General features: G+C 46.9%; 23 protein-coding genes. 2 read left to right on the forward strand and 21 right to left on the reverse strand.

Translation table 11 applies throughout. The features are described from left to right. Positions 1 to 9: 9 nt before the first annotated feature. Both dusA and ORJ01_RS04580 read right to left on the reverse strand, forming a co-directional pair. Complete coding sequence (gene dusA, locus ORJ01_RS04575) at positions 10 to 984, reverse strand: tRNA dihydrouridine(20/20a) synthase DusA (RefSeq protein WP_306177108.1); 975 nt, start codon at positions 982 to 984, stop codon at positions 10 to 12. A 26-nt stretch (positions 985 to 1,010) separates the two neighbouring features. Beyond that, the gene (locus ORJ01_RS04580; protein ID WP_226749527.1) at positions 1,011 to 1,241 is read right to left on the reverse strand and encodes a DUF2798 domain-containing protein; all 231 of its coding nucleotides are present in this window, start codon (positions 1,239 to 1,241) and stop codon (positions 1,011 to 1,013) included. Positions 1,242 to 1,428: 187 nt separating this feature from the next. Between ORJ01_RS04580 and ORJ01_RS04585 the strand changes: the two genes are divergently transcribed. Further along, positions 1,429 to 1,866 carry a transcriptional repressor gene (locus tag ORJ01_RS04585; RefSeq protein WP_226749526.1) on the forward strand — a complete coding sequence of 146 codons (438 nt, stop codon included), beginning with the start codon at positions 1,429 to 1,431 and terminating at the stop codon, positions 1,864 to 1,866. Between the two features lie 99 nt (positions 1,867 to 1,965). Then, on the forward strand, positions 1,966 to 2,430 hold the full coding sequence (locus tag ORJ01_RS04590; protein ID WP_226749525.1) for a chemotaxis protein CheX: 465 nt from the start codon (positions 1,966 to 1,968) through the stop codon (positions 2,428 to 2,430). A 27-nt stretch (positions 2,431 to 2,457) separates the two neighbouring features. On the opposite strand, the gene alr is transcribed toward ORJ01_RS04590, so the two are convergent. The 19 genes from alr to mutL form a co-directional block, all read right to left on the reverse strand. Further along, on the reverse strand, positions 2,458 to 3,546 hold the full coding sequence (gene alr / locus ORJ01_RS04595) for an alanine racemase (protein WP_226749524.1): 1,089 nt from the start codon (positions 3,544 to 3,546) through the stop codon (positions 2,458 to 2,460). Then, positions 3,546 to 4,931, reverse strand: coding sequence for a replicative DNA helicase (gene dnaB, locus ORJ01_RS04600; RefSeq protein WP_226749954.1), 1,386 nt, complete (start codon positions 4,929 to 4,931; stop codon positions 3,546 to 3,548). Before dnaB ends, alr begins: the two co-directional genes overlap by 1 nt. Positions 4,932 to 5,117: 186 nt before the next feature. After that, entirely contained in the window at positions 5,118 to 5,570 is a 453-nt protein-coding gene (gene rplI, locus ORJ01_RS04605) for a 50S ribosomal protein L9 (RefSeq protein ID WP_226749523.1), read from the reverse strand. 18 nt (positions 5,571 to 5,588) lie between these two features. Beyond that, a complete protein-coding gene (rpsR, locus tag ORJ01_RS04610; RefSeq protein ID WP_008218940.1) occupies positions 5,589 to 5,816 on the reverse strand; it encodes a 30S ribosomal protein S18 in 228 nt (75 codons plus the stop codon). 11 nt (positions 5,817 to 5,827) lie between these two features. Then, on the reverse strand, positions 5,828 to 6,133 hold the full coding sequence (gene priB, locus ORJ01_RS04615; RefSeq protein WP_226749522.1) for a primosomal replication protein N: 306 nt from the start codon (positions 6,131 to 6,133) through the stop codon (positions 5,828 to 5,830). A 7-nt stretch (positions 6,134 to 6,140) separates the two neighbouring features. Continuing rightward, entirely contained in the window at positions 6,141 to 6,518 is a 378-nt protein-coding gene (gene rpsF / locus ORJ01_RS04620; RefSeq protein ID WP_226749521.1) for a 30S ribosomal protein S6, read from the reverse strand. A gap of 203 nt (positions 6,519 to 6,721) precedes the next feature. Beyond that, the gene (locus ORJ01_RS04625; protein ID WP_306177109.1) at positions 6,722 to 7,105 is read right to left on the reverse strand and encodes a hypothetical protein; all 384 of its coding nucleotides are present in this window, start codon (positions 7,103 to 7,105) and stop codon (positions 6,722 to 6,724) included. Then, positions 7,102 to 8,763: a S41 family peptidase gene (locus tag ORJ01_RS04630; protein ID WP_306177110.1), complete on the reverse strand. Its 1,662-nt coding sequence runs from the start codon at positions 8,761 to 8,763 to the stop codon at positions 7,102 to 7,104. Before ORJ01_RS04630 ends, ORJ01_RS04625 begins: the two co-directional genes overlap by 4 nt. 124 nt (positions 8,764 to 8,887) lie before the next feature. After that, positions 8,888 to 9,622, reverse strand: coding sequence for a 23S rRNA (guanosine(2251)-2'-O)-methyltransferase RlmB (rlmB, locus tag ORJ01_RS04635; protein ID WP_306177111.1), 735 nt, complete (start codon positions 9,620 to 9,622; stop codon positions 8,888 to 8,890). A 31-nt stretch (positions 9,623 to 9,653) separates the two neighbouring features. Further along, positions 9,654 to 11,996 (reverse strand): ribonuclease R, encoded by a 2,343-nt coding sequence (gene rnr / locus ORJ01_RS04640; protein WP_306177112.1) that lies wholly within the window; start codon positions 11,994 to 11,996, stop codon positions 9,654 to 9,656. 67 nt (positions 11,997 to 12,063) lie between these two features. Beyond that, positions 12,064 to 12,684 carry a tetratricopeptide repeat protein gene (locus tag ORJ01_RS04645; protein ID WP_306177113.1) on the reverse strand — a complete coding sequence of 207 codons (621 nt, stop codon included), beginning with the start codon at positions 12,682 to 12,684 and terminating at the stop codon, positions 12,064 to 12,066. Positions 12,685 to 12,881: 197 nt separating this feature from the next. Then, entirely contained in the window at positions 12,882 to 14,177 is a 1,296-nt protein-coding gene (locus ORJ01_RS04650) for an adenylosuccinate synthase (protein ID WP_226749515.1), read from the reverse strand. Positions 14,178 to 14,292: 115 nt separating this feature from the next. Further along, positions 14,293 to 15,456 (reverse strand): aminotransferase class V-fold PLP-dependent enzyme, encoded by a 1,164-nt coding sequence (locus tag ORJ01_RS04655; RefSeq protein WP_306177114.1) that lies wholly within the window; start codon positions 15,454 to 15,456, stop codon positions 14,293 to 14,295. 105 nt (positions 15,457 to 15,561) lie between these two features. Further along, positions 15,562 to 16,443, reverse strand: a complete 882-nt coding sequence (hflC, locus tag ORJ01_RS04660) for a protease modulator HflC (RefSeq protein WP_226749513.1) — start codon at positions 16,441 to 16,443, stop codon at positions 15,562 to 15,564. A gap of 6 nt (positions 16,444 to 16,449) precedes the next feature. After that, positions 16,450 to 17,607 carry an FtsH protease activity modulator HflK gene (gene hflK, locus ORJ01_RS04665; protein WP_226749512.1) on the reverse strand — a complete coding sequence of 386 codons (1,158 nt, stop codon included), beginning with the start codon at positions 17,605 to 17,607 and terminating at the stop codon, positions 16,450 to 16,452. A gap of 54 nt (positions 17,608 to 17,661) precedes the next feature. Continuing rightward, positions 17,662 to 18,942 carry a ribosome rescue GTPase HflX gene (hflX, locus tag ORJ01_RS04670; RefSeq protein WP_306177115.1) on the reverse strand — a complete coding sequence of 427 codons (1,281 nt, stop codon included), beginning with the start codon at positions 18,940 to 18,942 and terminating at the stop codon, positions 17,662 to 17,664. Between the two features lie 18 nt (positions 18,943 to 18,960). Further along, positions 18,961 to 19,218: an RNA chaperone Hfq gene (hfq, locus tag ORJ01_RS04675; RefSeq protein ID WP_226749510.1), complete on the reverse strand. Its 258-nt coding sequence runs from the start codon at positions 19,216 to 19,218 to the stop codon at positions 18,961 to 18,963. A 90-nt stretch (positions 19,219 to 19,308) separates the two neighbouring features. Further along, positions 19,309 to 20,238, reverse strand: a complete 930-nt coding sequence (gene miaA / locus ORJ01_RS04680) for a tRNA (adenosine(37)-N6)-dimethylallyltransferase MiaA (RefSeq protein WP_306177116.1) — start codon at positions 20,236 to 20,238, stop codon at positions 19,309 to 19,311. After that, positions 20,228 to 22,015: a DNA mismatch repair endonuclease MutL gene (gene mutL, locus ORJ01_RS04685; protein ID WP_306177117.1), complete on the reverse strand. Its 1,788-nt coding sequence runs from the start codon at positions 22,013 to 22,015 to the stop codon at positions 20,228 to 20,230. Before mutL ends, miaA begins: the two co-directional genes overlap by 11 nt. Between the last annotated feature and the right edge of the window lies 1 nt (position 22,016).

A 22,016-nucleotide genomic window follows, 5' to 3' on the forward strand; every position in this document is an offset into this window, starting at 1 on the left:
AGATTTAGCTTACTCAGGTACTTTGGCCAAAGCCGCTTCAAGTAAGGTCGGAGTCGCGCTGCTGAGATGGCCTTGCTCACTGAGTAAACGTCGCCATTGACGTGCTCCCGGTAAGCCCTGAAATAGCCCGAGCATATGCCTAGCGATATGCCAAAACCGCGCACCTTGCTGCATTTGCTGCTCTATATAAGGTAACATCTGCCGCACGAGTTGATGCTGCGAAAGTACTGGATGCGCATCGCCATATAGCTGCGCATCCACTTCGCTCAACATGTAAGGGTTAGTGTAGGCTTCTCGCCCAATCATCACACCATCAAGTTGTTTTAAATGTGTCGCGGCCTCAGCTAAAGTTTTAATACCGCCGTTAATACTGATATCTAAAGCCGGGAAATCCTGTTTTAACTGATAAACTCGACCATAATTAAGCGGTGGAACTTCACGATTCTCTTTTGGGCTTAAGCCCTTTAACCACGCTTTACGCGCATGGATAACAAACTGCTGACACCCCGCATCCGCCACAATTTGCACAAAATCTTGTAAAAATTGATATTCATCTGAATCATCAATACCAATACGTGTTTTTACTGTAATAGGAATCGCAACCTGATCTTGCATGGCTTTCACACAATCAGCTACTAGTTGTGGCTGTGCCATAAGACAGGCGCCAAACATACCGTTTTGCACGCGATCTGATGGGCAACCAACATTAATATTGATTGCATCATAACCACGCTGTTCCGCCAGTTTAGCGCAAGTGGCCATATCTTTTGGAACAGAGCCGCCTAATTGCAATACCAACGGATGCTCTTGTTCGTTATAGCCAAGGTAATCGCCTTTACCGTGAATAATGGCACCGGTAGTGACCATTTCGGTGTACAGCACTGCATGCTGGCTCATTAAACGATGAAAATAACGACAATGCTGATCGGTCCAATCGAGCATGGGGGCAACAGAGAGTCGTTGCGGTAACAGTTTTAGCGTCAAAGCAGGAAGTCCTCTTAACAGCGCAATTAGGCATGTACCAAATAGCTAGTGAGTTTTTTCACCATAGGCAGTACCAATAACAAGGTAGGAAAAGCAATTACCCAAGACAAACCCCAAGCGGATAACCAGCCAGAAAAGGTAAATGCAGGCCACCCCAGACTACTTAGCGTACTCACCAAGGACACAATACAGGTCATCATAATAGATAATAACAAGGGCATAACCAGCCCTGCCGTTTTCGCGGGTAATCGAGGCATAAGATTTTTATTTATCTCTACAAACGAGTGAATGACTCACCAATAAAACCGTTGGCAATTATACCAAAAACCTAAGCAGAAAGCAGTTGTTGTCAGCAAGCATGTAACATTAGCTAGCAACATGCGCAAGCTGGCAGTGTGCAAGCAATATGGTACACTGACAACAGAAATGGAGTGGAGACTAAGTATGTCAACTGAGAGTTTAGTGTCACGAGCCAAAGCCATCTGTGTGCAAAATGGCGCGCGCTTTACCGCGATCCGGGAAAAGGTCTTTCGTTTAATGGCCGAAAACCAAGGTGGCCAAGGTGCTTATGATTTATTAGAGCAGTTAAAACAAAGTGAACCCGCCGCGAAACCGGCGACTATCTATCGCGCTTTAGAGTTTCTGACAGAACAAGGTTTTATCCACAAAATTGAATCTAGTAACGCCTTTATGTTGTGTCATCATTTTGAAAAACACCACCCTGCACAGTTACTGATTTGCGAAGTGTGTGGCAATGTTACCGAATTGCATTCTAGCGCTTTGCAAACCGAATTTAGCCGTCAAGCGGCCCTGCAAGGATTTGATATTCACCATCAAACCATTGAAGCAAGAGGTAAGTGTCGGAATTGCCGTGAAAATTAAGTATCTTGCGAGCAATCATGCTTGTATTACACTAAAAAAACTTCTAGGCTTAGTATTGCGCGTTAGGCGAACGCTTGTATAAACCCCAAAGGCATTTACATGAATGTTGAATACGTAAACCCATTTTTGTCCTCTTTGGTCAATGTGTTATCGACAATGGCCAATACCAAAATTGTGCCTGGACAGCCTCGCATTAAAAAGAATGAAATTGCAAATGGCGATGTCTCTGGTTTAATTGGCATGGTTGGCCCCACCATGAAGGGGTCTTTTTCGGTTAGCTTTGATGAGTCGTTAGCCATTGAAATTATGTTTCGGATGCTAGGCGAGCGGCCAACAAAAATAGATGCCGATGTCACTGATATGGTCGGTGAGATCACGAACATGGTTACCGGCGGCGCTAAGCGAATGTTAGGTGAAAAAGGCTACGAATTTACCATGGCAACACCGATTGTTGTTTCTGGCAAAAGCCACACTATTACTCATCGCTGCGATGGCCCAACGATCTTAATGCCGTTCACTTCAGACTTTGGCAAAGTACATATTGAAGTGACCTTTGATAAATAGCTCGAACGCTAAAACGGCTGGGCCCTCTCAGCCGTTATCACCTAAATACTGATACTGCACGCGTGGCGTAATATTACACAGCAATTCATAAGCGATAGTTTCTGCCTGAGCAGCCACTCGTTCTATCGCTAGTTCGGGCCCCCACAACACTGCTTCATCACCAATCTTATCTTTGCAGAAATGACCTAAATCAACGGTAATCATATCCATCGATACCCTACCTGCTAAAGGCACTTCACGGCCATTTAGCCACACCGGCGTGCCATTGGCCGCATGCCGGGGATAACCATCACCATAACCCACCGCGATCACGCCGATAAAAGTATCTGTTTTTGCTCGCCAAAGCCCAGCATAACCGACAGTGTCACCTGCCTTAACCTTACGGATAGCAATTAAACGGCTACTTAAACGCATCACGGGCTGCAATTGATGATCCGCCCCCTGTTTACCAACAAAAGGTGAAATACCATGCAGCATTAAGCCGGGTCTAACCCATTGGCCATGCGTGGCAGGCCAGGCTAAAATTGCCGCAGAATTGGCTAAACTGTGTTGCTCGGCTTTATCGGCACACAGCTGTTGAAATAATGCGAGCTGCTTCGAAGTGGTTGCTGAATCAAGTTCATCAGCGCAACTAAAATGACTCATCAAACGAATGCCGGGCAACACGTTAGAGCATTGCCACAATCGCCGATACACATTATCAACTTCAGCTGGGTCAATGCCCAAACGGTGCATACCCGTATCAATTTTCAGCCAAACCTTTAATTGGCCTTCTAACGGGGTCTGCTCTAAGGCTTGCAGTTGCAGCTCGTTATGAACAATGGTTTGCAGGTTATTGGCTAATAATAAGGGTAACTCTGCCGCCTCGTAAAACCCTTCTAACAACACTATGGGTTTAACAATACCCGCGGTTCGCAAAGCGAGTGCCTCATCAATGCGCGCTACGGCAAAAGCATCAGCGGCAGTCAGTTTTTGTGCCACCTTCACTAAACCATGACCATAGGCATTGGCTTTTAATACTGCGAGCACCTGACTGTCTGGCGCTAATTGCTTCACTCGCTGTAAATTCTGTTGTAACGCCAGCAGATCGATCTGCGCAACAGGACGCCGACTCATTAATACTCGTCCTCAAAACGAGCACTGCCGGCATAATTATCAAAGCGCGAGTAATGGCCATGAAAGGTTAAGCGTACTTTGCCGATGGGGCCATTCCGCTGTTTACCGATGATGATTTCCGCCAAACCTTTATCTTGGCTTTCATCGTTGTACACTTCATCTCGGTAAATAAACATAATCAAGTCGGCATCTTGCTCAATAGAGCCCGATTCACGTAGGTCTGAGTTTACCGGTCTTTTATCTGCCCGCTGCTCTAACGAGCGGTTCAACTGCGACAAGGCCACCACCGGCACTTTTAATTCTTTGGCAAGCGCTTTTAATGAACGAGAGATTTCAGCAATTTCTAAGGTGCGGTTTTCTGACATACCTGGCACCGTCATTAACTGCAGATAGTCGACCATGATCATACTCAGGCCACCGTGCTCTCGGGCAATGCGTCGTGCCCGCGAACGCACTTCTGTTGGGGTTAAACCTGATGCATCATCAATATACATTTTGCCTTTGCTGTTTAGTAACTCAATGGCGGATGATAAGCGTGCCCAATCTTCATCTTCTAATTGGCCGGTGCGTACCTTAGTTTGATTGATCCGGCCCAACGAGGCCAACATCCGCATCATGATTTGGTCGGCGGGCATCTCTAAGCTGAAAATTAAGACTGGCTTATCACTGGTAATCGCAGCATGTTCACACAGGTTCATTGCAAAGGTGGTTTTACCCATCGATGGACGTGCCGCCACGATAATTAAATCGGAAGGCTGCAAACCATTGGTCATTTTATCTAAATCGGTGTAACCCGAAGAAAGCCCCGTCACACCCGTTTGCGGGCTACGGTATAAAGCATCGATTTTATCAATGGTCTTCGCCAAAATATTATTAATTGGCTCTGGACCTTCATTAGCGTTGGCGCGTTGCTCGGCAATTTTAAACACTTTGGTTTCGGCAAAGTCGAGCAATTCGGCACTGGTACGCCCTTGCGTATCATAGCCGGCATCGGCAATATCATGCGCTACTGAGATCATGTCGCGCACCACAGCACGCTCACGGACGATCTCCGCATAGGCCATAATGTTGGCAGCACTGGGCGTGTTTTTAGCTATTTCGCCCAAGTAGGCAAAACCACCAATATCATCTAATTGTTGATTGGCTTCTAAGGCTTCTGAGACAGTAATTAAGTCTATCGGCTGATTAGCTTCAGCTAAGCGTGACATCGCACTGAAAATAAAACGGTGCGAGCGTAAATAGAAGTCTTGCTCCACCACTTTTTCTGAGACGCGATCCCAGGCTTCATTGTCTAACATCATGCCACCAAGCACAGACTGTTCAGCTTCAATAGAATGCGGCGGCATCTTAATGGCGGCGACTTGCTTATCTTTTACGTTACTCATAGGGTGTTCAAACTGCCGAGGGGAAATAACGGAATACTGTCTGTCATGCTAACCTGCAGCGCGCAGAAGTCAAAGTAAAGTCTGAAAAAATCTTAGGGTAATGCGAGGTGTGATGCAGAGTAAAATAGTAAGCAGGAACGTGGAGTAGAGGAAAGCACACCGCCGCAGGGCAGTGTGCTTAATGCCTTAGGCTTCAGCGATCACAACAACTTTGATTGTTGCGATAACTTCAGCGTGTAACTGCAGATCGATTTCGAACTCGCCAGTTTCACGTAAAGTACCGTTTGGTAATTTAACTTCAGCTTTAGAAACAGCAACACCGGCTTCAGTGATCGCATCAGCGATATCACGAGTACCGATAGAACCGAACAGCTTGCCTTCGTCACCCGCTTTAGAAGCGATAGTCACTTCTGCAAGCTCAGTGATTTTTGCTGCACGCTCAGTTGCCGCAGCTAAATCAGTAGCTAACTTAGCTTCTAATTCAGCACGACGTGCTTCAAATTTCTCAATGTTAGCCTGAGTTGCTGGCACTGCTTTACCCTGTGGGAATAAGAAGTTGCGAGCATAACCAGACTTAACAGTTACATTGTCACCTAAACCACCAAGGTTCGAGACTTTGTCTAACAAAATAATTTGCATTGTCTATACCCCTCTGTATTAGCTGTGTGAGTCGCTGTATGGTAACAGGGCCAGGTAACGCGCACGCTTGATAGCGCGAGCTAACTGACGCTGATATTTAGCGCTAGTGCCAGTAATACGGCTAGGTACGATCTTGCCGCTTTCAGTAACGTAGTTCTTCAGAACGGCGGTATCTTTGTAATCAATCTCTACAGTGCCTTCTGCAGAAAAACGGCAGAATTTACGGCGACGGAAAAAACGTGACATTTGTCTGTCTCCTAACTTAATTGTTCAATCTGTTGCGCATGCAGGACCAGTTTAGCCTGACCACTGCGATTCTGATGTCGGTTTAAAAAACCTGCCACCCGAACCTGATTGCCCAACGTCAAATGCTGAGCTTGTTGCTGTAACACGGTACCGCTAAGAACAACCTGCATTCGCACATAAGCTTGCCGGTTTAACCCCGACTCTTGTTGCATACTGCGGTGTTCTAAGGTTAATACAGTGTGCGGAATACCCGCCGGACTCTCACTGCGTTCAGGGTGCCGACATATGGCGCCACTAAGCACAAAGTAATTGTCCATTAACAACTTACTCGTCGTTTGCTACTTGCTCTTCAGATTCACGAGGAGCACGATCACGGCGCTCATCACGTACCTTTGCCATTGGTGATGGCTCGATTACTGCACCATTAGTGCGCATAACCAGGTTACGTAAAACAGCGTCGTTGTAGCGGAAGTTAGTTTCCAGCTCATCGATCACAGTCTGTGGTGCTTCCACGTTCATTAACACATAGTGTGCTTTATGTAACTTTTGGATTGGGTAAGCCAGTTGACGACGGCCCCAATCTTCAAGACGGTGGATAGTACCGCCAGCTTCTTTGATCGAACCAGTGTAACGTTCAATCATACCAGGCACTTGTTCACTCTGATCAGGGTGAACCATAAAAACGATTTCGTAATGACGCATTGTAGCTCCTTACGGTTAGTAAGCCTCGGGGGAACTCGGCCGGGTTCTCATAAAGGCAAGGAACGTGAGTTGAATGGCCGAAGGTCGCGTATTTTACGGAGTTAGCGCATAAATAACAAGCACTGATATGAGCATGACCAAAATACTTCAGAAAAACCCCGTTCGCAGTCGCCGCTCGGGGTTATTTCAAAGGTCAAAACCGATTAAAGCGTGTTTAAGGGTAGCACTTTACAACGTGCCGCATTGAGCAAAGCGCTGTTACCCGAAGCGGGATGTTGGATCAGGCAGCCTCGTGCTGACTTCAGTAAAACAAACCGATAAGCCGGCAAGGCATGCCGGCCATCTAAAGGGTTACCCTTAGCATCTAAGGGCATCCGCTGGCTAATATACAGTTCAGCTTGCTGCATAAAGACATCATCGGCCAGTATTACTGAGTTTCCCCCCACGATGTCGGTTATAAAGGCTGACAGCTGTTGTTTTAAGACGGCATCAACAGCCTCTAGTACCGCTGGCTCAGCCGCTCGACTTAACTGGCAACCACTTAACATCAGCACTAAAGATGCACCGATTAACAGCAGGCGTTTCACGGTTGTTGCTCCGCAGGTGCCAGCTCAGTAATCACTTTGTTGTGCAAGATAACATCACGATAGCGAGGATCTAACAGCGGCATACCACCGTTCAAAGAGGCTTCGCCAGTCGTCGATTGTACGTTGCTCGTCGCACTGGCTTGGCCTACGGCCAACGGTGGACAACTGTTATTTTGAGCATAATATAACGCCGCAGAAAATAAGCGTTCACTGGGATCGCCCAGCGGTTTACTGAAATCATCATTCAAAGCACAGCCTTTCACGTCGGCCGCAAACACTGGGTTATTTTTAGGAATGAATCCATCCGCATATTCGCCAAAGCCTTGCGCATTGACGCCGGTAAACTGAATAGTAAAGTAGGTTGTACCGCAGTTATCTGTTGGATAAAAACCGTAAGGCTTACCACAGGTCTTATTACCGACCAAGATCACCTCAACATTAATGCCCCGCAAACCGTTGATCAGCGCTTCACTAGCAGAGCAAGTGTTACCGGTACTTAAAATAAATACCCGGCTTAAATTTAAAGAAGGCAAGTCGGTGTTAGTCAGTCGATTACCTTCGTAATCGATTACTTTAGAATAAAACGGGATTGGCGCTAAGCTCGCCCCCGTGATCGGATTCGTATTGGGATACTTATCATTAAAGATAGTTCGTTCAAAAAACTGGTTTTGAATAATCGCAGGCCCCGTAACCATATAGCCAAGCTGTGAAGCTAAAGCTAACAAACCACCGCCGTTGTAGCGTAGGTCAATGACCAAATCTTTGACGTTAGCACTAGCAAATTGCTGTACCGCACTGATCAACTGCGGCTGTGCAGGTGCGATATGCGTATTAAACTGCATATAACCCACTTTACCGGTTGGTGTGTCTAGTACCGCCACATTTTGTACTGCCGAAGTACTGACATTCGCCGAGGTCATGCTGACCGTTTTACGAGTGCCATCGACCGCAGTAAACACAAAGTTAAAGGTTAAACCCGTTTCTGATGGAAAAAGCGCGCGGTTGAGTAAATCGACCCCGGCTTCAGAATTATCATTCACAAAGTCAACACCATTGATACTGACCAATTGATCACCGCGCGCTAAGCCGGCGTTTCGCGCCGGAGAATTGGGCTCGGTATAAGCAATGGTGATAGAGCGAGGTGGGCTATTTCGGCCAAAAGACCATTTAATACCGTAACCTGCGGTCACGCCCGCTTGGGTTTGTTGTTGATATTCAGCGGTGACTTCGGTGAAATGAAAATTGTCTTTAGGGGATCCCGAATCGGTCAATTGCTCGGTTCTGAGCAAGTCGAAATAGTTAGCGACCGAAAAAGGCGCAGGATCACGATCCGCGACTTCTCGATACCATAAATAACTGTTATTGGTCCAAGAACGCAGCCACATTTTTTCATGCATGCTGCTACCCACGCGATCGGGATAGGCTTCGTTACTGAACGGATCAATACCACTTCGAGGTGTCTGGCAATAGTTTTTTAAGGTGCTTTCAGCAGGATATTGACCCGCGATCCACGTGGGTGGGGTAACACCGCTGCCGCCTGAGCCAGAACCGCCACCGCTGGTAGGAGTTGAACTACCACCGCCTCCGCCGCCACAAGCCGTTAAACTTAAAGCAGCGCAAGACATCAGTATAGCTGTTGCAATAATTTTGCGATCCATAAACGAACCCTCGATTTAGCACCATAAAACCGGCAAAGATAAATTTACCAAAACTTAACATGGCTATTTAGCGTTATCAAGTGTGTTTACGCTAAGTGAGGGCGCTAGGATCGGCTAAGCCCAGTTATTGAGCACGTTGACGTACCGCTTCAAATAAACAAATACCCGTCGCAACCGAAACATTTAAGCTAGAAACACTGCCAAACATCGGAATTTTTACCAATACATCACAGGTTTCCCGCGTTAAACGGCGCAGTCCCTCACCCTCAGCGCCTAAAACTAAGGCTAATGGCCCTTGCAAATCAGCTTGATAGACTAAGGTTTCTGTTTCGCCAGCCGTACCCACCACCCATACCCCAGCTTCTTGCAGTTGACGTAAGGTACGCGCTAAGTTAGTCACAGTAATAAAAGGCACGCTTTCAGCGGCGCCGCAGGCCACTTTTCGCACCACTGAGGTGAGCTTAACAGAGCGATCTTTAGGCGCAATCACCGCATGCACACCGGCGGCATCAGCACTGCGCAAAATAGCGCCTAAATTGTGTGGATCGGTGACACCGTCTAACACTAATAAAAACGGTTTAGTTTGGCTATCTAACAAGGCGGCCAGATCAGCTTCATTGCCACCACTGCTTAAACGCGCTTTAGCCACAATACCTTGATGCTGACCACCCGTCATATCATCTAAAGTGCGGCGATTGCAGAACTGGATAGAAATGCCTGCTTGCCGCGCTTGTTGCAACAACGGTTGCATTCTTTTGTCTTCGCGATCTTTTAACGCGAAAATTTCTAATACATCGGCTGGCGAACGTTCTAATATCGCGCTAACCGCGTGAAAACCAAATACAACATCATTACTCATGTTTATCGTCACTCATCTAGCCTTACGGCCTTTATTTCTTTTTGGCACGCCGTGGCTTTTTCGCCGCCGGGGCTTTGGCTTTTACGGTTTTTTTCGCGGCCGCCGCTTTAGGCTTTTTCGCTTTGCTACCGGTGTTTTGCATTTTCGCTTCAAAGGCAGCATTACGGCTGGCTTTCACTTTACGACCTGACACCTTCGTATGCTCAACGCCCACCATGGCTAAATCAATTTTTCGCGCTTCAAGGTTAACGGCAACCACTTTCACTTGCACCAGATCGCCCATACGATAACTGACACCAGAGTGTTCACCGGTTAAGACTTGGCGCTCTGCATCAAACCGATAGTAATCGTTGTTTAACGACGTAACATGCACCAAACCTTCGATATACAAATCGCTTAAGCGCACAAATAAACCAAAGTTAGTGACCGTTGATACCACACCGGCAAACTCACTGCCTAAATGATCTTGCATGTATTCACACTTTAGCCAATCGGCGACTTCACGCGTTGCATCATCCGCACGGCGTTCTGTCATCGAACATTGTTCACCTAAGGGCGCAATTTCTTTTTCAGTGTAGGCTTTTGGCCCCGTCACCGGTTGTTGCTGTTTGGCTAATAACGCCTTAATGGCGCGATGCAATACCAGATCCGGGTAACGGCGTATCGGTGAAGTGAAGTGAGCATACGCTTCCAGCGCTAACCCAAAGTGACCTTGGTTATCCCCTTGATAAACCGCTTGCTTCATCGAACGAAGCATCGTCATTTCGATCAACTCGCGATCGGGACGATCAGCTAACGCGGCTAAGGTGGTAGTTAACTCTAATGGCGTGGGTTCAGCTGACAAATTGGCTTCGATACCCAATTCGGCTAAAAAGCGCCGGAAATTAGCAAAACGATCACTATCGGGGCGTTCATGTACGCGGAATAACGCATGCGCTTCATGCTTTTCAATAAAGCGGGCAGACGCCACGTTCGCCATGATCATACATTCTTCAATAATCTTGTGCGCTTCGTTACGATGCACCGGCACAATCTGTTCAATCTTGCGATGGCTATTAAAGATAAAGCGCGTTTCAACCGTTTCGAATTCAATAGCGCCTCGCTGTGCACGAACTTTAGCAAGCTTTTTATACAAGCTGTACAGCGTTTCTAAATTGGTCAGTTGCTCAGCATATTCCTGCCTTAACTTGGCATCGCCCTGTAAAATGGCGTGTACTTTGTTATAAGTAAACCGCGCCGCTGAATGCATGACCGCTTCATAAAATTGGTAGCTTTCCAATTTACCTTGACTGCTAATTTGCATTTCACAGACTAAGCACAGTCGATCAGTATGCGGGTTCAGTGAACACAAACCATTTGAAAGTGCTTCTGGTAACATCGGCACCACATGGTCAGGGAAATACACAGAGTTACCACGCTCTAAGGCACTGTTATCAAGTGCGGTACCAAATTTCACATAGGCACTGACATCGGCAATGGCAACCCAAAGCGTCCAGCCGCCATTATCTTTGGCTTTGGCATAAACCGCGTCATCAAAATCACGAGCATCTTCACCATCAATCGTCACCAAAGGCAGTGCCGTTAAATCAACACGCCCTTGCTTAGCGGCAGCAGGCACTTCTTCGCCATATTCCGCCACTTGGGCTAATACTGCGTCAGAGAAAACATGCGGAATTTGATGATTACGAATAGCGACTTCGATTTCCATACCCGGCGCCATATGCTCGCCCAGTACTTCAATTACGCGACCCGTTGCACTAACCCGTTTCGAGGGCCGCTGGCTAATTTCAACCAAGACAACTTGGCCATGTCGTGCCGCGCCCTGCTGGCCATCAGGAATAATGATATCCTGACAGATCCTTGCATCATCGGGTACCACCACACAGATGGCAGAATCTTTGTAATAGCGGCCAACAATGGGCTCGCTGCGGGGCTCAAGCACACGTACCACGCGCGCTTCCACTTTATCTTTGCTTTTGATGGTGGTGGCCGTCGCCAACACCAAGTCACCGGGGATCACCCGCTGCATTTCATGAAAAGGCAGATACCAATCAGGGCCGCCTTGTTCTAATTTGATAAAACCAAAACCGTCACGGTGACCAATCACCGTGCCTTTGACCAAATCCATGTGTTCAACCAAGCCATAACGCTTGCTCTTAGTGAACAACAATTGACCATCACGCTCCATCGCCCGTAAACGCTTTTTCAGGGCAAAAATGGCATCATCATCCGTTAAGGCTAATTCAGAGACGAGTTCTTCAAAGTAGGCAGGTTGTTGCCGTTTCTCAATATGCTCGAGAATAAATTCACGGCTGGGGATAGGGTTCTCGTATTTTTCTTGCTCACGCGCAAGATGCGGATCATTTACCGTCATTAATTAAACTTAGTTTTCCTTTTAATACTATTCAGTGTAACAGCTTGGCAAGAAAATAGGATGAATTTCATTTGACAGGCCGTTCGGCATTCGCAACCACTCTGGAAGGCATTTTTTCTGCCAGACGTTGCTTTAACTTAGTTAGTTTAGCATGAACCGCAGGATCTGCGGTAATAGCATGATGTAACCAGCGATAACTCTGCTCAAAATCGGTAGGGCTACCCTGCCCTGCGACCAAGATTTCAGCTAAACGGATCTTGGCATTAAGATTGCCCACCGCAGCGGCTTCGCGCAAATAAATAATCGCTTTGTTTAGGTCTTTTTGCACAAAGCGGCCAATATGATAATAACGGCCAATTTGCTCTAAACCTTCTGGTAAGCCTTGTGCCGCAGCTTGTAACATAAAATCCCAGCCCCGCTCTACATCGCGCGGCACACAAACGCCGTAGGCTAACATGTCACCAAATAAAAACTGGTAAGATGGCAATTTCATAATATCGGCGCGGGCTTCAATATCGCGCACGAGCTGGCAATCATCGGCTTTCACCCGTTGTAAATGCGCATTACGCTTTATCAGCGTTAATAACTCATCTTGTGAATACAATTCGACTGCTTGCAACTCTTGTGCTTGAGCCGTGGTGCTCAGTAATAAGCCCACCAACAGTGTTCCAATCAATAACTTATGCATAGTGTCAATTAACCGTAATAGAGGCGGCAAAAATGCCTAAATGCTATTTATTAAGCAAAAATTAGACCAGCTCATAAAATCACCACCCTATGCAGGCTAGTACATCGCAAAAAATGCCATGTCAAAGCGTCAGGGGCTGAGCGGAGAGTAAAAAAAACGCTACTCTAAGGTAGCGTTTTTCAATGCAAAACCAAGGCTTAATTGAAGGGATGCTTCAGTACGATAGTTTGCACGCGATCCGGACCCGTTGAAATAATATCAATTGGCACACCGGTCAACTCTTCTAAGCGCGCAATGTAGTTACGGGCAGCTTGCGGTAATGCCGATAACTGCTGTACACCAAAGGTGCTTTCTGACCAGCCAGGCATTTCTTCTAATACCGGCGTTACCTGCTCATAACCTTCAGCAGCATAAGGAGGTGTTTGTAACACTGAACCATCGGGTTGGCGATAGCCGACACAGATTTTCACGGTTTCAAGGCCATCCATCACATCGAGCTTGGTTAAACAAAAACCTGAAATACTGTTTAACTGCACGGCACGGCGCACAGCAACGGCATCAAACCAACCACAACGACGTTTACGACCTGTAGTCGCACCAAACTCGTGGCCTTTAACACCAAGGTGTTCGCCGATGGCACAATCTAACTCGGTTGGGAACGGACCTGAACCCACACGTGTCGTGTAAGCTTTCACAATACCCAGAACATAATCTAAGTAACGTGGGCCAAAACCACAACCCGTAGCAACACCGCCCGCCGTAGTATTAGAAGAAGTGACATAGGGATAAGTACCGTGATCAATGTCTAATAAAGTGCCTTGAGCACCTTCAAACATGATCTCATCACCATTTTTGCGCGCTTGATCTAATAACTCAGTCACATCAACAACCAGCGATTTTAATAAATCAGCCATGGCTAAGGCGTTATCTAAGGTGGTTTGATAATCAACCGCATCAACTTTGTAATATTCGGTCAGCGTAAAGTTATGCAGATCCATCACTGTTTTCAGCTTTTCAGCAAACAAAGTAGGATTGAACAAGTCACCGACTCGTAAACCGCGACGGGCAACTTTATCTTCGTAAGCTGGGCCAATACCGCGACCTGTAGTACCGATAGGTTTATCGCCACGCGCAACTTCGCGCGCCACATCTAAGGCAACATGAAATGGCAGAATAAGAGGACAAGCTTCACTGATTAACAAGCGCTCTTTAACCGGGACACCACGCTGCTCTAGCATGGTCATCTCTTTTAAAAAGGCTTCTGGCGATAACACCACACCATTACCAATGACACATTTTACGTTACTACGTAAAATACCTGACGGGATAAGATGTAATACAGTTTTTTCACCGTCTATCACCAAGGTATGACCGGCATTGTGGCCGCCCTGATAACGCACCACATAACTGGCTTTATCGGTTAATAAATCAACAATCTTACCTTTACCTTCGTCACCCCATTGAGTGCCGAGCACAACGACGTTTTTGGCCATGGTTCCCACATCACACAAAAAATTAGGCGTGGATTTTAGCAAATTGACTGACAAGTTTCAGCCGTCCAGACGAAAAAAAGGCCAAATTTTTATTTGGCCTGAATAACTTGTTTATTTACAGTGCTTTAAGGCATGACAAATCAAACTGCTCGAGATTTTGATACAAGGCAAAACCAAAACGTAGCCGATCCCCACGAAAATCTGTTTCAATTTTGTGCTGTTTTAGCAAACCTGCCAGCTCTGCTACCTGACTACTGCTGCCTAATCGAAATGTAAAAAAGTGGCCATGATGCGCCTGATTGTGCATAAGTAAGTGCTCACGGTTTAATAGCGGATGCTGTAACTGATCTAGCAACTGTAAGAAGCCCTGCTGTAATTGCTGCACATAACGATGCATGCGTCCTACCGTAATACCTTGCTGCTTATAAAGCAGTAGCGCCGCTTCTAATCGGTACAAGGCCGTGAAGTCCATCGTGGCACCGGCAAAGCGATAACCATCTTCACTGTATAACACCAACGCCGATTTGGCGGCGGCTAAGGTGCCAAACTCGGCAAACCAACCGGTATAAAGCGGTCGTTGTTCACTGCCCGCAGGCACTGCCATAAAACAGCACCCCTCACCACCTTGCGCATATTTATAACTGCCTGAAATATAAAAAATCCGCTCAGCAATCGTAGATAAGTCTGTCGGCAAAGCCATAAAGCCGTGATAACCATCAATTGCAATCATCGCCTCAGTAACGGCAGCCAATTGCTTTACAAAGTGGCTCAAATCAGCAATCGCATAACCTGAATTAAAGAAGACCTGACTGCAAAACACCATATCGTGGCCACCTTTTGCGGCCGCCTCAATAAAGCGCTGCTCAAAGCTGGCAAAAGGTTCAGTGGCAATCACCTCGACTTCAACACTCTCCCACTCGGCTAAACGTTTAACTTGCCGTTGAAAGCTATAAAACTCGCTGTCAGTAGTCAGAATTTTTAAGGGTTTTTGCCAATCGAAACAACTGAGTAAACGCATCACTAATTCATGGGTGTTAGGTGCAAACACTAGTTGTTCGGGCAAGGGTAAATTCAGTACATCGGCAATTAATTGCTGGGTATGCGGGATCTTGGTACCAAAAATGTAATGCCATTTTTGGTCAACTAAGCGGGCACTGTCATCCCAATAAGCCAGAGTTGCAGCGCGGGTCACATCAGGCCAGTAATGATGTGAATGACAGGCAAAATGTTGAGTACCTTGGTTCGCTTGTATAAAATGCGAAAAAAACTGTTGATACATAATTGACCCCTAACGTGTTTAAACGCGCTGCCGCTTTAGTTGAACAAAAGGCCCTTTCGGGCCTTTAAATGTTACGCAATATGTGTGGCTAAAGTAGTAAAGCCATTAGTTTTGCGGCTCTTCAGTACGCATGTATTTGAAGAACTCGTTATCTGGTTGCACAACCAGGATATCGCTCTTCGAATTAAAGCTATTCCGATAAGCCTCTAAACTACGTACAAAAGAATAGAACTCGGCATTCTTGTTGTACATATCTGCATAGACCTTCGCTGCGACTGCATCGCCTTCACCTCGCACTGAACGAGAATTACGTTCTGCATCCGCGATCATAACCGTGACACGCGCATCGACATCAGCACGAATGATTTCAGCTTGCTCACGACCACGAGCACGGTGCTCATCGGCTACCGCTTTACGCTCAGCGCGCATCCGCGCAAAGATCGAATCGCTGATTTCAGTCGGTAAGTTAATTTGCTTAACTCGCACATCGATGACTTCAATGCCTAATTCATTTGCTGCTTGCGCGGCTTGTGATAGTGCACTTTGCATTAACTGGGTACGTTCACCTGAAACGATCTCTTGGATCGTTCTGGCACCGAACTCAGTACGTAAGCCGTTATTGATGTACTGTTTTAACAACACTTCAGCTTGAGACTTTATGCCACCCGTAGATAAGAAATAAGCACCAAAATCTTTGATACGCCATTTCACATAGCTATCAACTAATAAGTCTTTTTTCTCTGCGGTAACAAAACGGTCAGCCTGATCATCCAAGGTTTGGATACGCGAATCTAACAACCGCACCACTTGAATAAAAGGAATTTTGAACTGTAAACCCGGTTCATAAACGCGCACCTGGTTTTCAGCATCACGTTGGATCTTACCGAATTGAATCACGATCGCACGCTCACCTTCAGGCACTACAAACAGCGCTGAAGTGGCAACGATACCAAGCACGACGGCAATGGCAATAATAAAATTCTTCATTGGCGCTTATCTCCCACTTCCGGTTCGAGGCGAACTAGCGCGACTGGTTTCAGGGAACACTGGCGCGGTCGACACATCTTGGCTATTGCGCGCAGGTAATGGCGTCACGGCTTTACCTTGCGTTGCAGCTGCACCTTGATTTATCAACTTATCTAGCGGCAGATACATCAGGTTGTTGCTGTTTTTAACATCAACCAAAATTTTAGAGGTATTCGAGTACACGTATTCCATGGTCTCTAAATACATTCGATCACGTGTAACCTTAGGTGCAGCGAGATACTGCGGCAGTAATTGTTCAAAGCGTGACACTTCACCTTGAGCCCGTAATACGATTTGTTGCTTGTATGCTTCAGCTTCTTGCATCACCCGATTGACCTGACCACGAGCACGCGGTTCAATCTCACGAGCATAAGCGGTTGCTTCTTGCACAAAACGCTCTTGATCTTCTTGCGCTTTAATCGCGTCATCGAAGGCGTCACGCACTTCTTCTGGCGGTCTGGCATCGCGGAAGTTAACATCTACTAAGGTTAAACCCATGTTGTAAGGGTCGATGATGCTTTCTAACTCGATCCGTGTATCTTGACGAACCACTTCACGACCACGCGTTAACACATCATCCATAATAGAGTGACCGATAACAAAACGTAGCGCCGCATCGGTGGCTTCGCGCAAACTACTGTCGGCATCAACCACAGAGAACAAGTATTGGCGAGCATTGAAGATACGATATTGCACTTCAAAGGTCACTCGAACCAAATTTTGATCTTGCGTTAACATAAAGCCATCTGCACGTAATGAACGTACTTCTTGGGTGTTCACTGGTGTTACAGTATCAATAAAAGTAGGTTTCCAGTGAATACCCGCGCCCACTTCTTCATGATATTGGCCGAAGCGTAAAATCACACCACGTTCTGCATCTTTAATGGTGTAAAAACCACTTAAAGCCCAAACCGCAATCGCAACAATTAACACCACTATCATCAAGATAGAGCTGCCACCGCTACCTGCGTTGCCAGAGCCACCGCCTTTACCACCAAAAACTCCGCCTAGTTTTTTACCTAAATTGCGGAATACTTCATCTAAATCGGGCGGGCCTTGATCACGACCGCCTTGTTTCCAAGGGTCGTTATTCTTGCCGTTATTGCCCGGCTCGTTCCAAGCCATGCTTAACTCCATTACCGTAAGTTGTCATTAAGGGTTAATGTATCAAAAAAGTGTCTAGCTGACGATATAGTTTTCGAGTTGCTGCTCACTTTGTTTTAACAAACGAGCCCACTGTGCTGCCGACAGCTGAATTTTTAACTGGCAACGGCCATCACTCAAAAAGGTTTCCTCTAACACAGCTTGCAGTTGATAAAGCCGTGCTCGCCAATTACCCGCCTCTGGCGGTAATAATAAGGTTAATTGCAAATGTTGTTGCGACAATAACATCGCTAAAGCTTGCTCAAGTAAGTCGAGCCCCACGCCGGCTAATGCCGATAGATAAACGGCAACCGGTAAACCGTCATCGTTGTATTCTATACGGGGCTGCTGGCCTAATTGGTCAATTTTGTTGAAAACCAATAACTGTGGCACATCTGCTGCGTCAATTTCTTGCAACACCAATTGAACCTGACGCATATTTTCGTCGCGCCGAGCGTCTGCCGCATCAATCACGTGCAATTGAATATCAGCATCCCGTGTTTCTTGTAAGGTTGATTTAAACGCAGCTACCAGATCATGCGGTAAATGGCGGATAAATCCTACTGTGTCAGCCAGAATCGCTTCACCAAAATTCGGCAAGTTAATTTTACGTAAGGTAGGATCCAGTGTCGCAAAAAGTTGATCAGCAGCATACACACTGGCACTGGTTAGCCGATTAAACAGCGTCGACTTACCGGCATTGGTGTAACCTACAATCGACAGCACAGGTTGTTCAGAACGTTGTCTAGCACGCCGCCCTTGCTCCCGCTGCCGTGACATTTTTTGCAAACGCTGTTTTAACGCTTTAACCCGCTCACGCAATAAGCGTCGATCGCTTTCAAGCTGCGTTTCACCCGGCCCGCGTAAACCAATACCACCCTTTTGCCGTTCGTTGTCAAAACCACGGATCAGACGGGAGGCAAGATGCTGTAACTGGGCCAGTTCGACTTGCAGCTTACCTTCGTAAGTGCGAGCCCGCTGCGCAAAAATATCGAGGATCAAGCTGCTACGATCAATTACTCGAACCTGACAATGTCTTTCGAGGTTGCGAGTTTGGCCAGGAGACAGCTCGTGATTAAAAATCACCACAGTGGCCGCGAGTTCTTCTACCAGCGCAGCCAATTCATCTGCTTTGCCGGTGCCAATAAAAAACTTTGCATCTGGCGCAGGCCGATTGCTTGAGAGGATTTGCAAGGTGGCAACGCCCGCAGACGACACCAACATCTGCAATTCTTGCAAATCTTCGGTTGACACTTCCTGCGGAAAATTAACGTGCACTAATACTGCTTGTTCTGCAAGCTCAGAGAGTTCAAACAAGCGCTGCTACTCCGCTAATTATTCCGTTTCCTCGTCGTCATCACCTTGGCTACCGTGAGCAACCATAGTGTTAACCGCACGAGCAGGTACAACGGTAGAAATAGCGTGTTTATACACCATCTGACTTACCGTGTTTTTCAGCAAAATGACGAATTGGTCAAATGATTCAACCTGACCCTGTAATTTAATCCCATTCACCAGATAAATTGATACAGGAATACGTTCCCGTCTTAAGGTGTTCAAAAATGGGTCTTGTAAAGATTGCCCCTTTGCCATGTCGCGCTTTCCTTTTTTATTAATTAGGCTTTATATTGGTATTATTATTTTTATTTCAAGTTGTTAAACCTGAAATATTTGCTGCCTCTGTTAGCTTAGCGAAGAAATGACAGCTTGCAAGTTTTCCTCAAGTTTCACTTCACTTTTTAACCAATGTAATTCTGGCCAACTGCGCAGCCAAGTTAATTGGCGCTTCGCTAATTGCCGCGTTGCAGCAATGCCTTGAGCTTCCATCTCCTGATAAGTAAGCTTTCCAGCGATATAATCCCACATTTGCCGATAACCAACACATCTTATTGATGGTAAATCAGCGTGTAAATCTTTGCGCTGTGTTAACGCACGCACTTCTTGCTCAAAACCTTGCGCTAACATTTGCTCGAAGCGTAATGCTATACGTTGATGTAATACCGCACGATCGGTCGGCGCAATAGCAAATTGGTGCACTTTATACGGAAAAGGTTCAGGTTTTTCCGCAGTTAATTCCGTTAAGCTGCGCCCGGTTAAGCGATAAACTTCTAAAGCACGATTAATCCGCTGTGGATCATTCGGATGGATCCGTTGTGCGGCTTCAGGATCCACGGCTGCAAGCTGTTGATGCAAATAAGACCAGCCATGCTCGGCCGCTTCGGCTTCCAGTGTAGCACGAATGGCCTTGTCCGCAGCGGGTAGCTCCGAAATCCCTTGGAGTAAGGCTTTAAAATACAACATGGTACCGCCGACTAAAATCGGCACATTGCCACGCTGCTGGATCTGCGCAATCAACTGTAACGCATCAGCACGAAAATCGGCTGCAGAATAACTTTCTGCCGGATCGCGAATGTCTAACAAAAAATGTGGGGCTTGCGCCAACTCTGCAGCGGTGGGCTTAGCCGTGCCAATATCCATACCGCGATAGACTAAAGCGCTGTCTACGCTAATCAGCTCTGCGTTAACCAGTTGTTGCTTTAAAGCGATAGCTAAAGCGGTTTTGCCCGACGCCGTGGGGCCCATTAAACAAATGACCGGTAAATCAGTGGGCATCGTTAGCCTTCCGTATTTGCAGCGTTGCCGCATCAAAACTGAGCGCCAGCGCCCGGCGTTGCGCTTTGCTCAGTGCTGCGGGATACACACCTAACAATAAATCGGCTTGTAAAAAGCCTTGGCGCAACAACACATCGAGTAATGCTTCGGCTAAGCCGTCAGTTTGCACAGTAATTAGTGTAGACAAAAACTCACCGAACCATTGGCCTATTGCCGTGTGTCTTAGCCAAATGGGCACTGCGCGAATAATCACCGTGCGATCTTTTAACAGTAAATCGAAACCTAAAGCCGACAAGTTGTCAGCCGCCGCGAGCAAGGGTTCAAATTCAGCCGACGCCACGGTTAAGCGCACCGGTAGTAATAATGGGGCACTTTGTACCTTTAATTGCCACTGAATAGCAATACTGGCGGGCAAATCAACCATAAATAATTGCTCAGCCTCCTGACAAAGTGCAAACCGATTCTCTAACAAAAAGTAATGCGGTGTAGGGCTGGCAACTTGCTCAGTCGCGGCTTGCAACGTTGCTGCCTGATAATTGATTTGCGCTTGCACTGAAGCCACAGCAGGTTTAGCAGCTACGCTGTCGTGAACAGCACGCGCCTTAACACGGCCTTGTTGCGGCTGATATAACGGCGCTTTCGTATATCCCGTCGCAGCATGTCGCGTGGCATAAGCGGCTTGTGCCGCTGCTGAGTTTGGCTGCGGCGATGCGACCTGCGTTTGCGAAGTAGTCATGCTAGGTGATTCAGCCGCTAAAGCAGGCTTAGGCTCGCTGTCTTGCCCTTGCGTTAAGGCATCGGCTAAAGCACTCACCACAAAATCATGCACCAAACGTGCTTGATGAAAACGGACTTCGTGTTTAGCGGGGTGCACATTGACATCCACGTCGTTAGCCGGCAGCTCTAGATAAAGTACAAAAGCCGGTTGTAGTTCAGCGGCTAACCAGTCACCGTAGGCTTGTCGGATCGCATGATTTAACAATTTATCGCGCATCATACGACCATTAACATAACTGTATTGGCCGCTACTGATCGCTTGGCAGGCCATCGCCGGTAAAATCCAACCACTGAGTTTGATCTCACCATATTGATTTTCAATCCACAGTGCTTGCTCAGCAAAGTTACGACCACAGATCAACGCTAAGCGTTTTTGCTTGGCCGCAGCCGTATCAGCAACCGGTAAACGACGCACCACTTGGCCGTTATGGCTCAGTTGCCATGCCACATCAAAACGACTTAAGGCTAAGCGTTTGATTAACTCATCAATATGCGTAAATTCGGTTTTATCGCTTCTTAAAAAACGCCGACGAGCTGGGGTGTTAAAAAATAAATCAACCACGTCGATGCTCGTGCCATCGGGATGGGCGGCAGGTCGCAATTCTACTTCCATATCGCGGCCTTCAGCACTGGCTTGCCAAGCAGCGGCTTGCTGCGCCGGTTTTGATGTTAGGGTTAAACGCGCCACTGAACTGATACTGGCTAGCGCTTCACCGCGAAAGCCTAAACTCTCAATCTGTTCCAGATCCGCTAAGCTGCTAATTTTACTGGTGGCATGCCGACTTAGCGCCAACACTAATTCCGCTTCAGCGATGCCCACACCATTATCGCGGATCCGGATCAGCTTGCTGCCACCCTTTTCTAATTCAATATCAATTTGAGTGGCTTGCGCATCCAAACTGTTTTCAACCAATTCTTTTACGACGGAGGCGGGGCGCTCCACCACCTCACCAGCCGCAATTTGGTTAGCTAATTGCGCGGGTAATAATTGAATGGGCATA

The sequence above is a fragment of the Alishewanella sp. SMS8 genome, from assembly GCF_030737935.1.
Lineage (GTDB): Bacteria > Pseudomonadota > Gammaproteobacteria > Enterobacterales > Alteromonadaceae > Alishewanella > Alishewanella maricola.

Coding starts and splice junctions, on each gene's coding strand:
- ORJ01_RS04655 (WP_306177114.1), bottom strand. CDS start 15,456: ATGTATCAACAGTTTTTTTCGCATTTTATACAAGCGAACCAAGGTACT.
- alr (WP_226749524.1), bottom strand. CDS start 3,546: ATGAGTCGGCGTCCTGTTGCGCAGATCGATCTGCTGGCGTTACAACAG.
- ORJ01_RS04650 (WP_226749515.1), bottom strand. CDS start 14,177: ATGGCCAAAAACGTCGTTGTGCTCGGCACTCAATGGGGTGACGAAGGT.
- ORJ01_RS04645 (WP_306177113.1), bottom strand. CDS start 12,684: ATGCATAAGTTATTGATTGGAACACTGTTGGTGGGCTTATTACTGAGC.
- rplI (WP_226749523.1), bottom strand. CDS start 5,570: ATGCAAATTATTTTGTTAGACAAAGTCTCGAACCTTGGTGGTTTAGGT.
- hflC (WP_226749513.1), bottom strand. CDS start 16,443: ATGAAGAATTTTATTATTGCCATTGCCGTCGTGCTTGGTATCGTTGCC.
- rlmB (WP_306177111.1), bottom strand. CDS start 9,622: ATGAGTAATGATGTTGTATTTGGTTTTCACGCGGTTAGCGCGATATTA.
- ORJ01_RS04630 (WP_306177110.1), bottom strand. CDS start 8,763: ATGGATCGCAAAATTATTGCAACAGCTATACTGATGTCTTGCGCTGCT.
- dnaB (WP_226749954.1), bottom strand. CDS start 4,931: ATGAGTAACGTAAAAGATAAGCAAGTCGCCGCCATTAAGATGCCGCCG.
- ORJ01_RS04585 (WP_226749526.1), top strand. CDS start 1,429: ATGTCAACTGAGAGTTTAGTGTCACGAGCCAAAGCCATCTGTGTGCAA.
- hflK (WP_226749512.1), bottom strand. CDS start 17,607: ATGGCTTGGAACGAGCCGGGCAATAACGGCAAGAATAACGACCCTTGG.
- ORJ01_RS04580 (WP_226749527.1), bottom strand. CDS start 1,241: ATGCCTCGATTACCCGCGAAAACGGCAGGGCTGGTTATGCCCTTGTTA.
- mutL (WP_306177117.1), bottom strand. CDS start 22,015: ATGCCCATTCAATTATTACCCGCGCAATTAGCTAACCAAATTGCGGCT.
- rnr (WP_306177112.1), bottom strand. CDS start 11,996: ATGACGGTAAATGATCCGCATCTTGCGCGTGAGCAAGAAAAATACGAG.
- miaA (WP_306177116.1), bottom strand. CDS start 20,238: ATGCCCACTGATTTACCGGTCATTTGTTTAATGGGCCCCACGGCGTCG.
- hfq (WP_226749510.1), bottom strand. CDS start 19,218: ATGGCAAAGGGGCAATCTTTACAAGACCCATTTTTGAACACCTTAAGA.
- priB (WP_226749522.1), bottom strand. CDS start 6,133: ATGGACAATTACTTTGTGCTTAGTGGCGCCATATGTCGGCACCCTGAA.
- rpsF (WP_226749521.1), bottom strand. CDS start 6,518: ATGCGTCATTACGAAATCGTTTTTATGGTTCACCCTGATCAGAGTGAA.
- ORJ01_RS04590 (WP_226749525.1), top strand. CDS start 1,966: ATGAATGTTGAATACGTAAACCCATTTTTGTCCTCTTTGGTCAATGTG.
- rpsR (WP_008218940.1), bottom strand. CDS start 5,816: ATGTCACGTTTTTTCCGTCGCCGTAAATTCTGCCGTTTTTCTGCAGAA.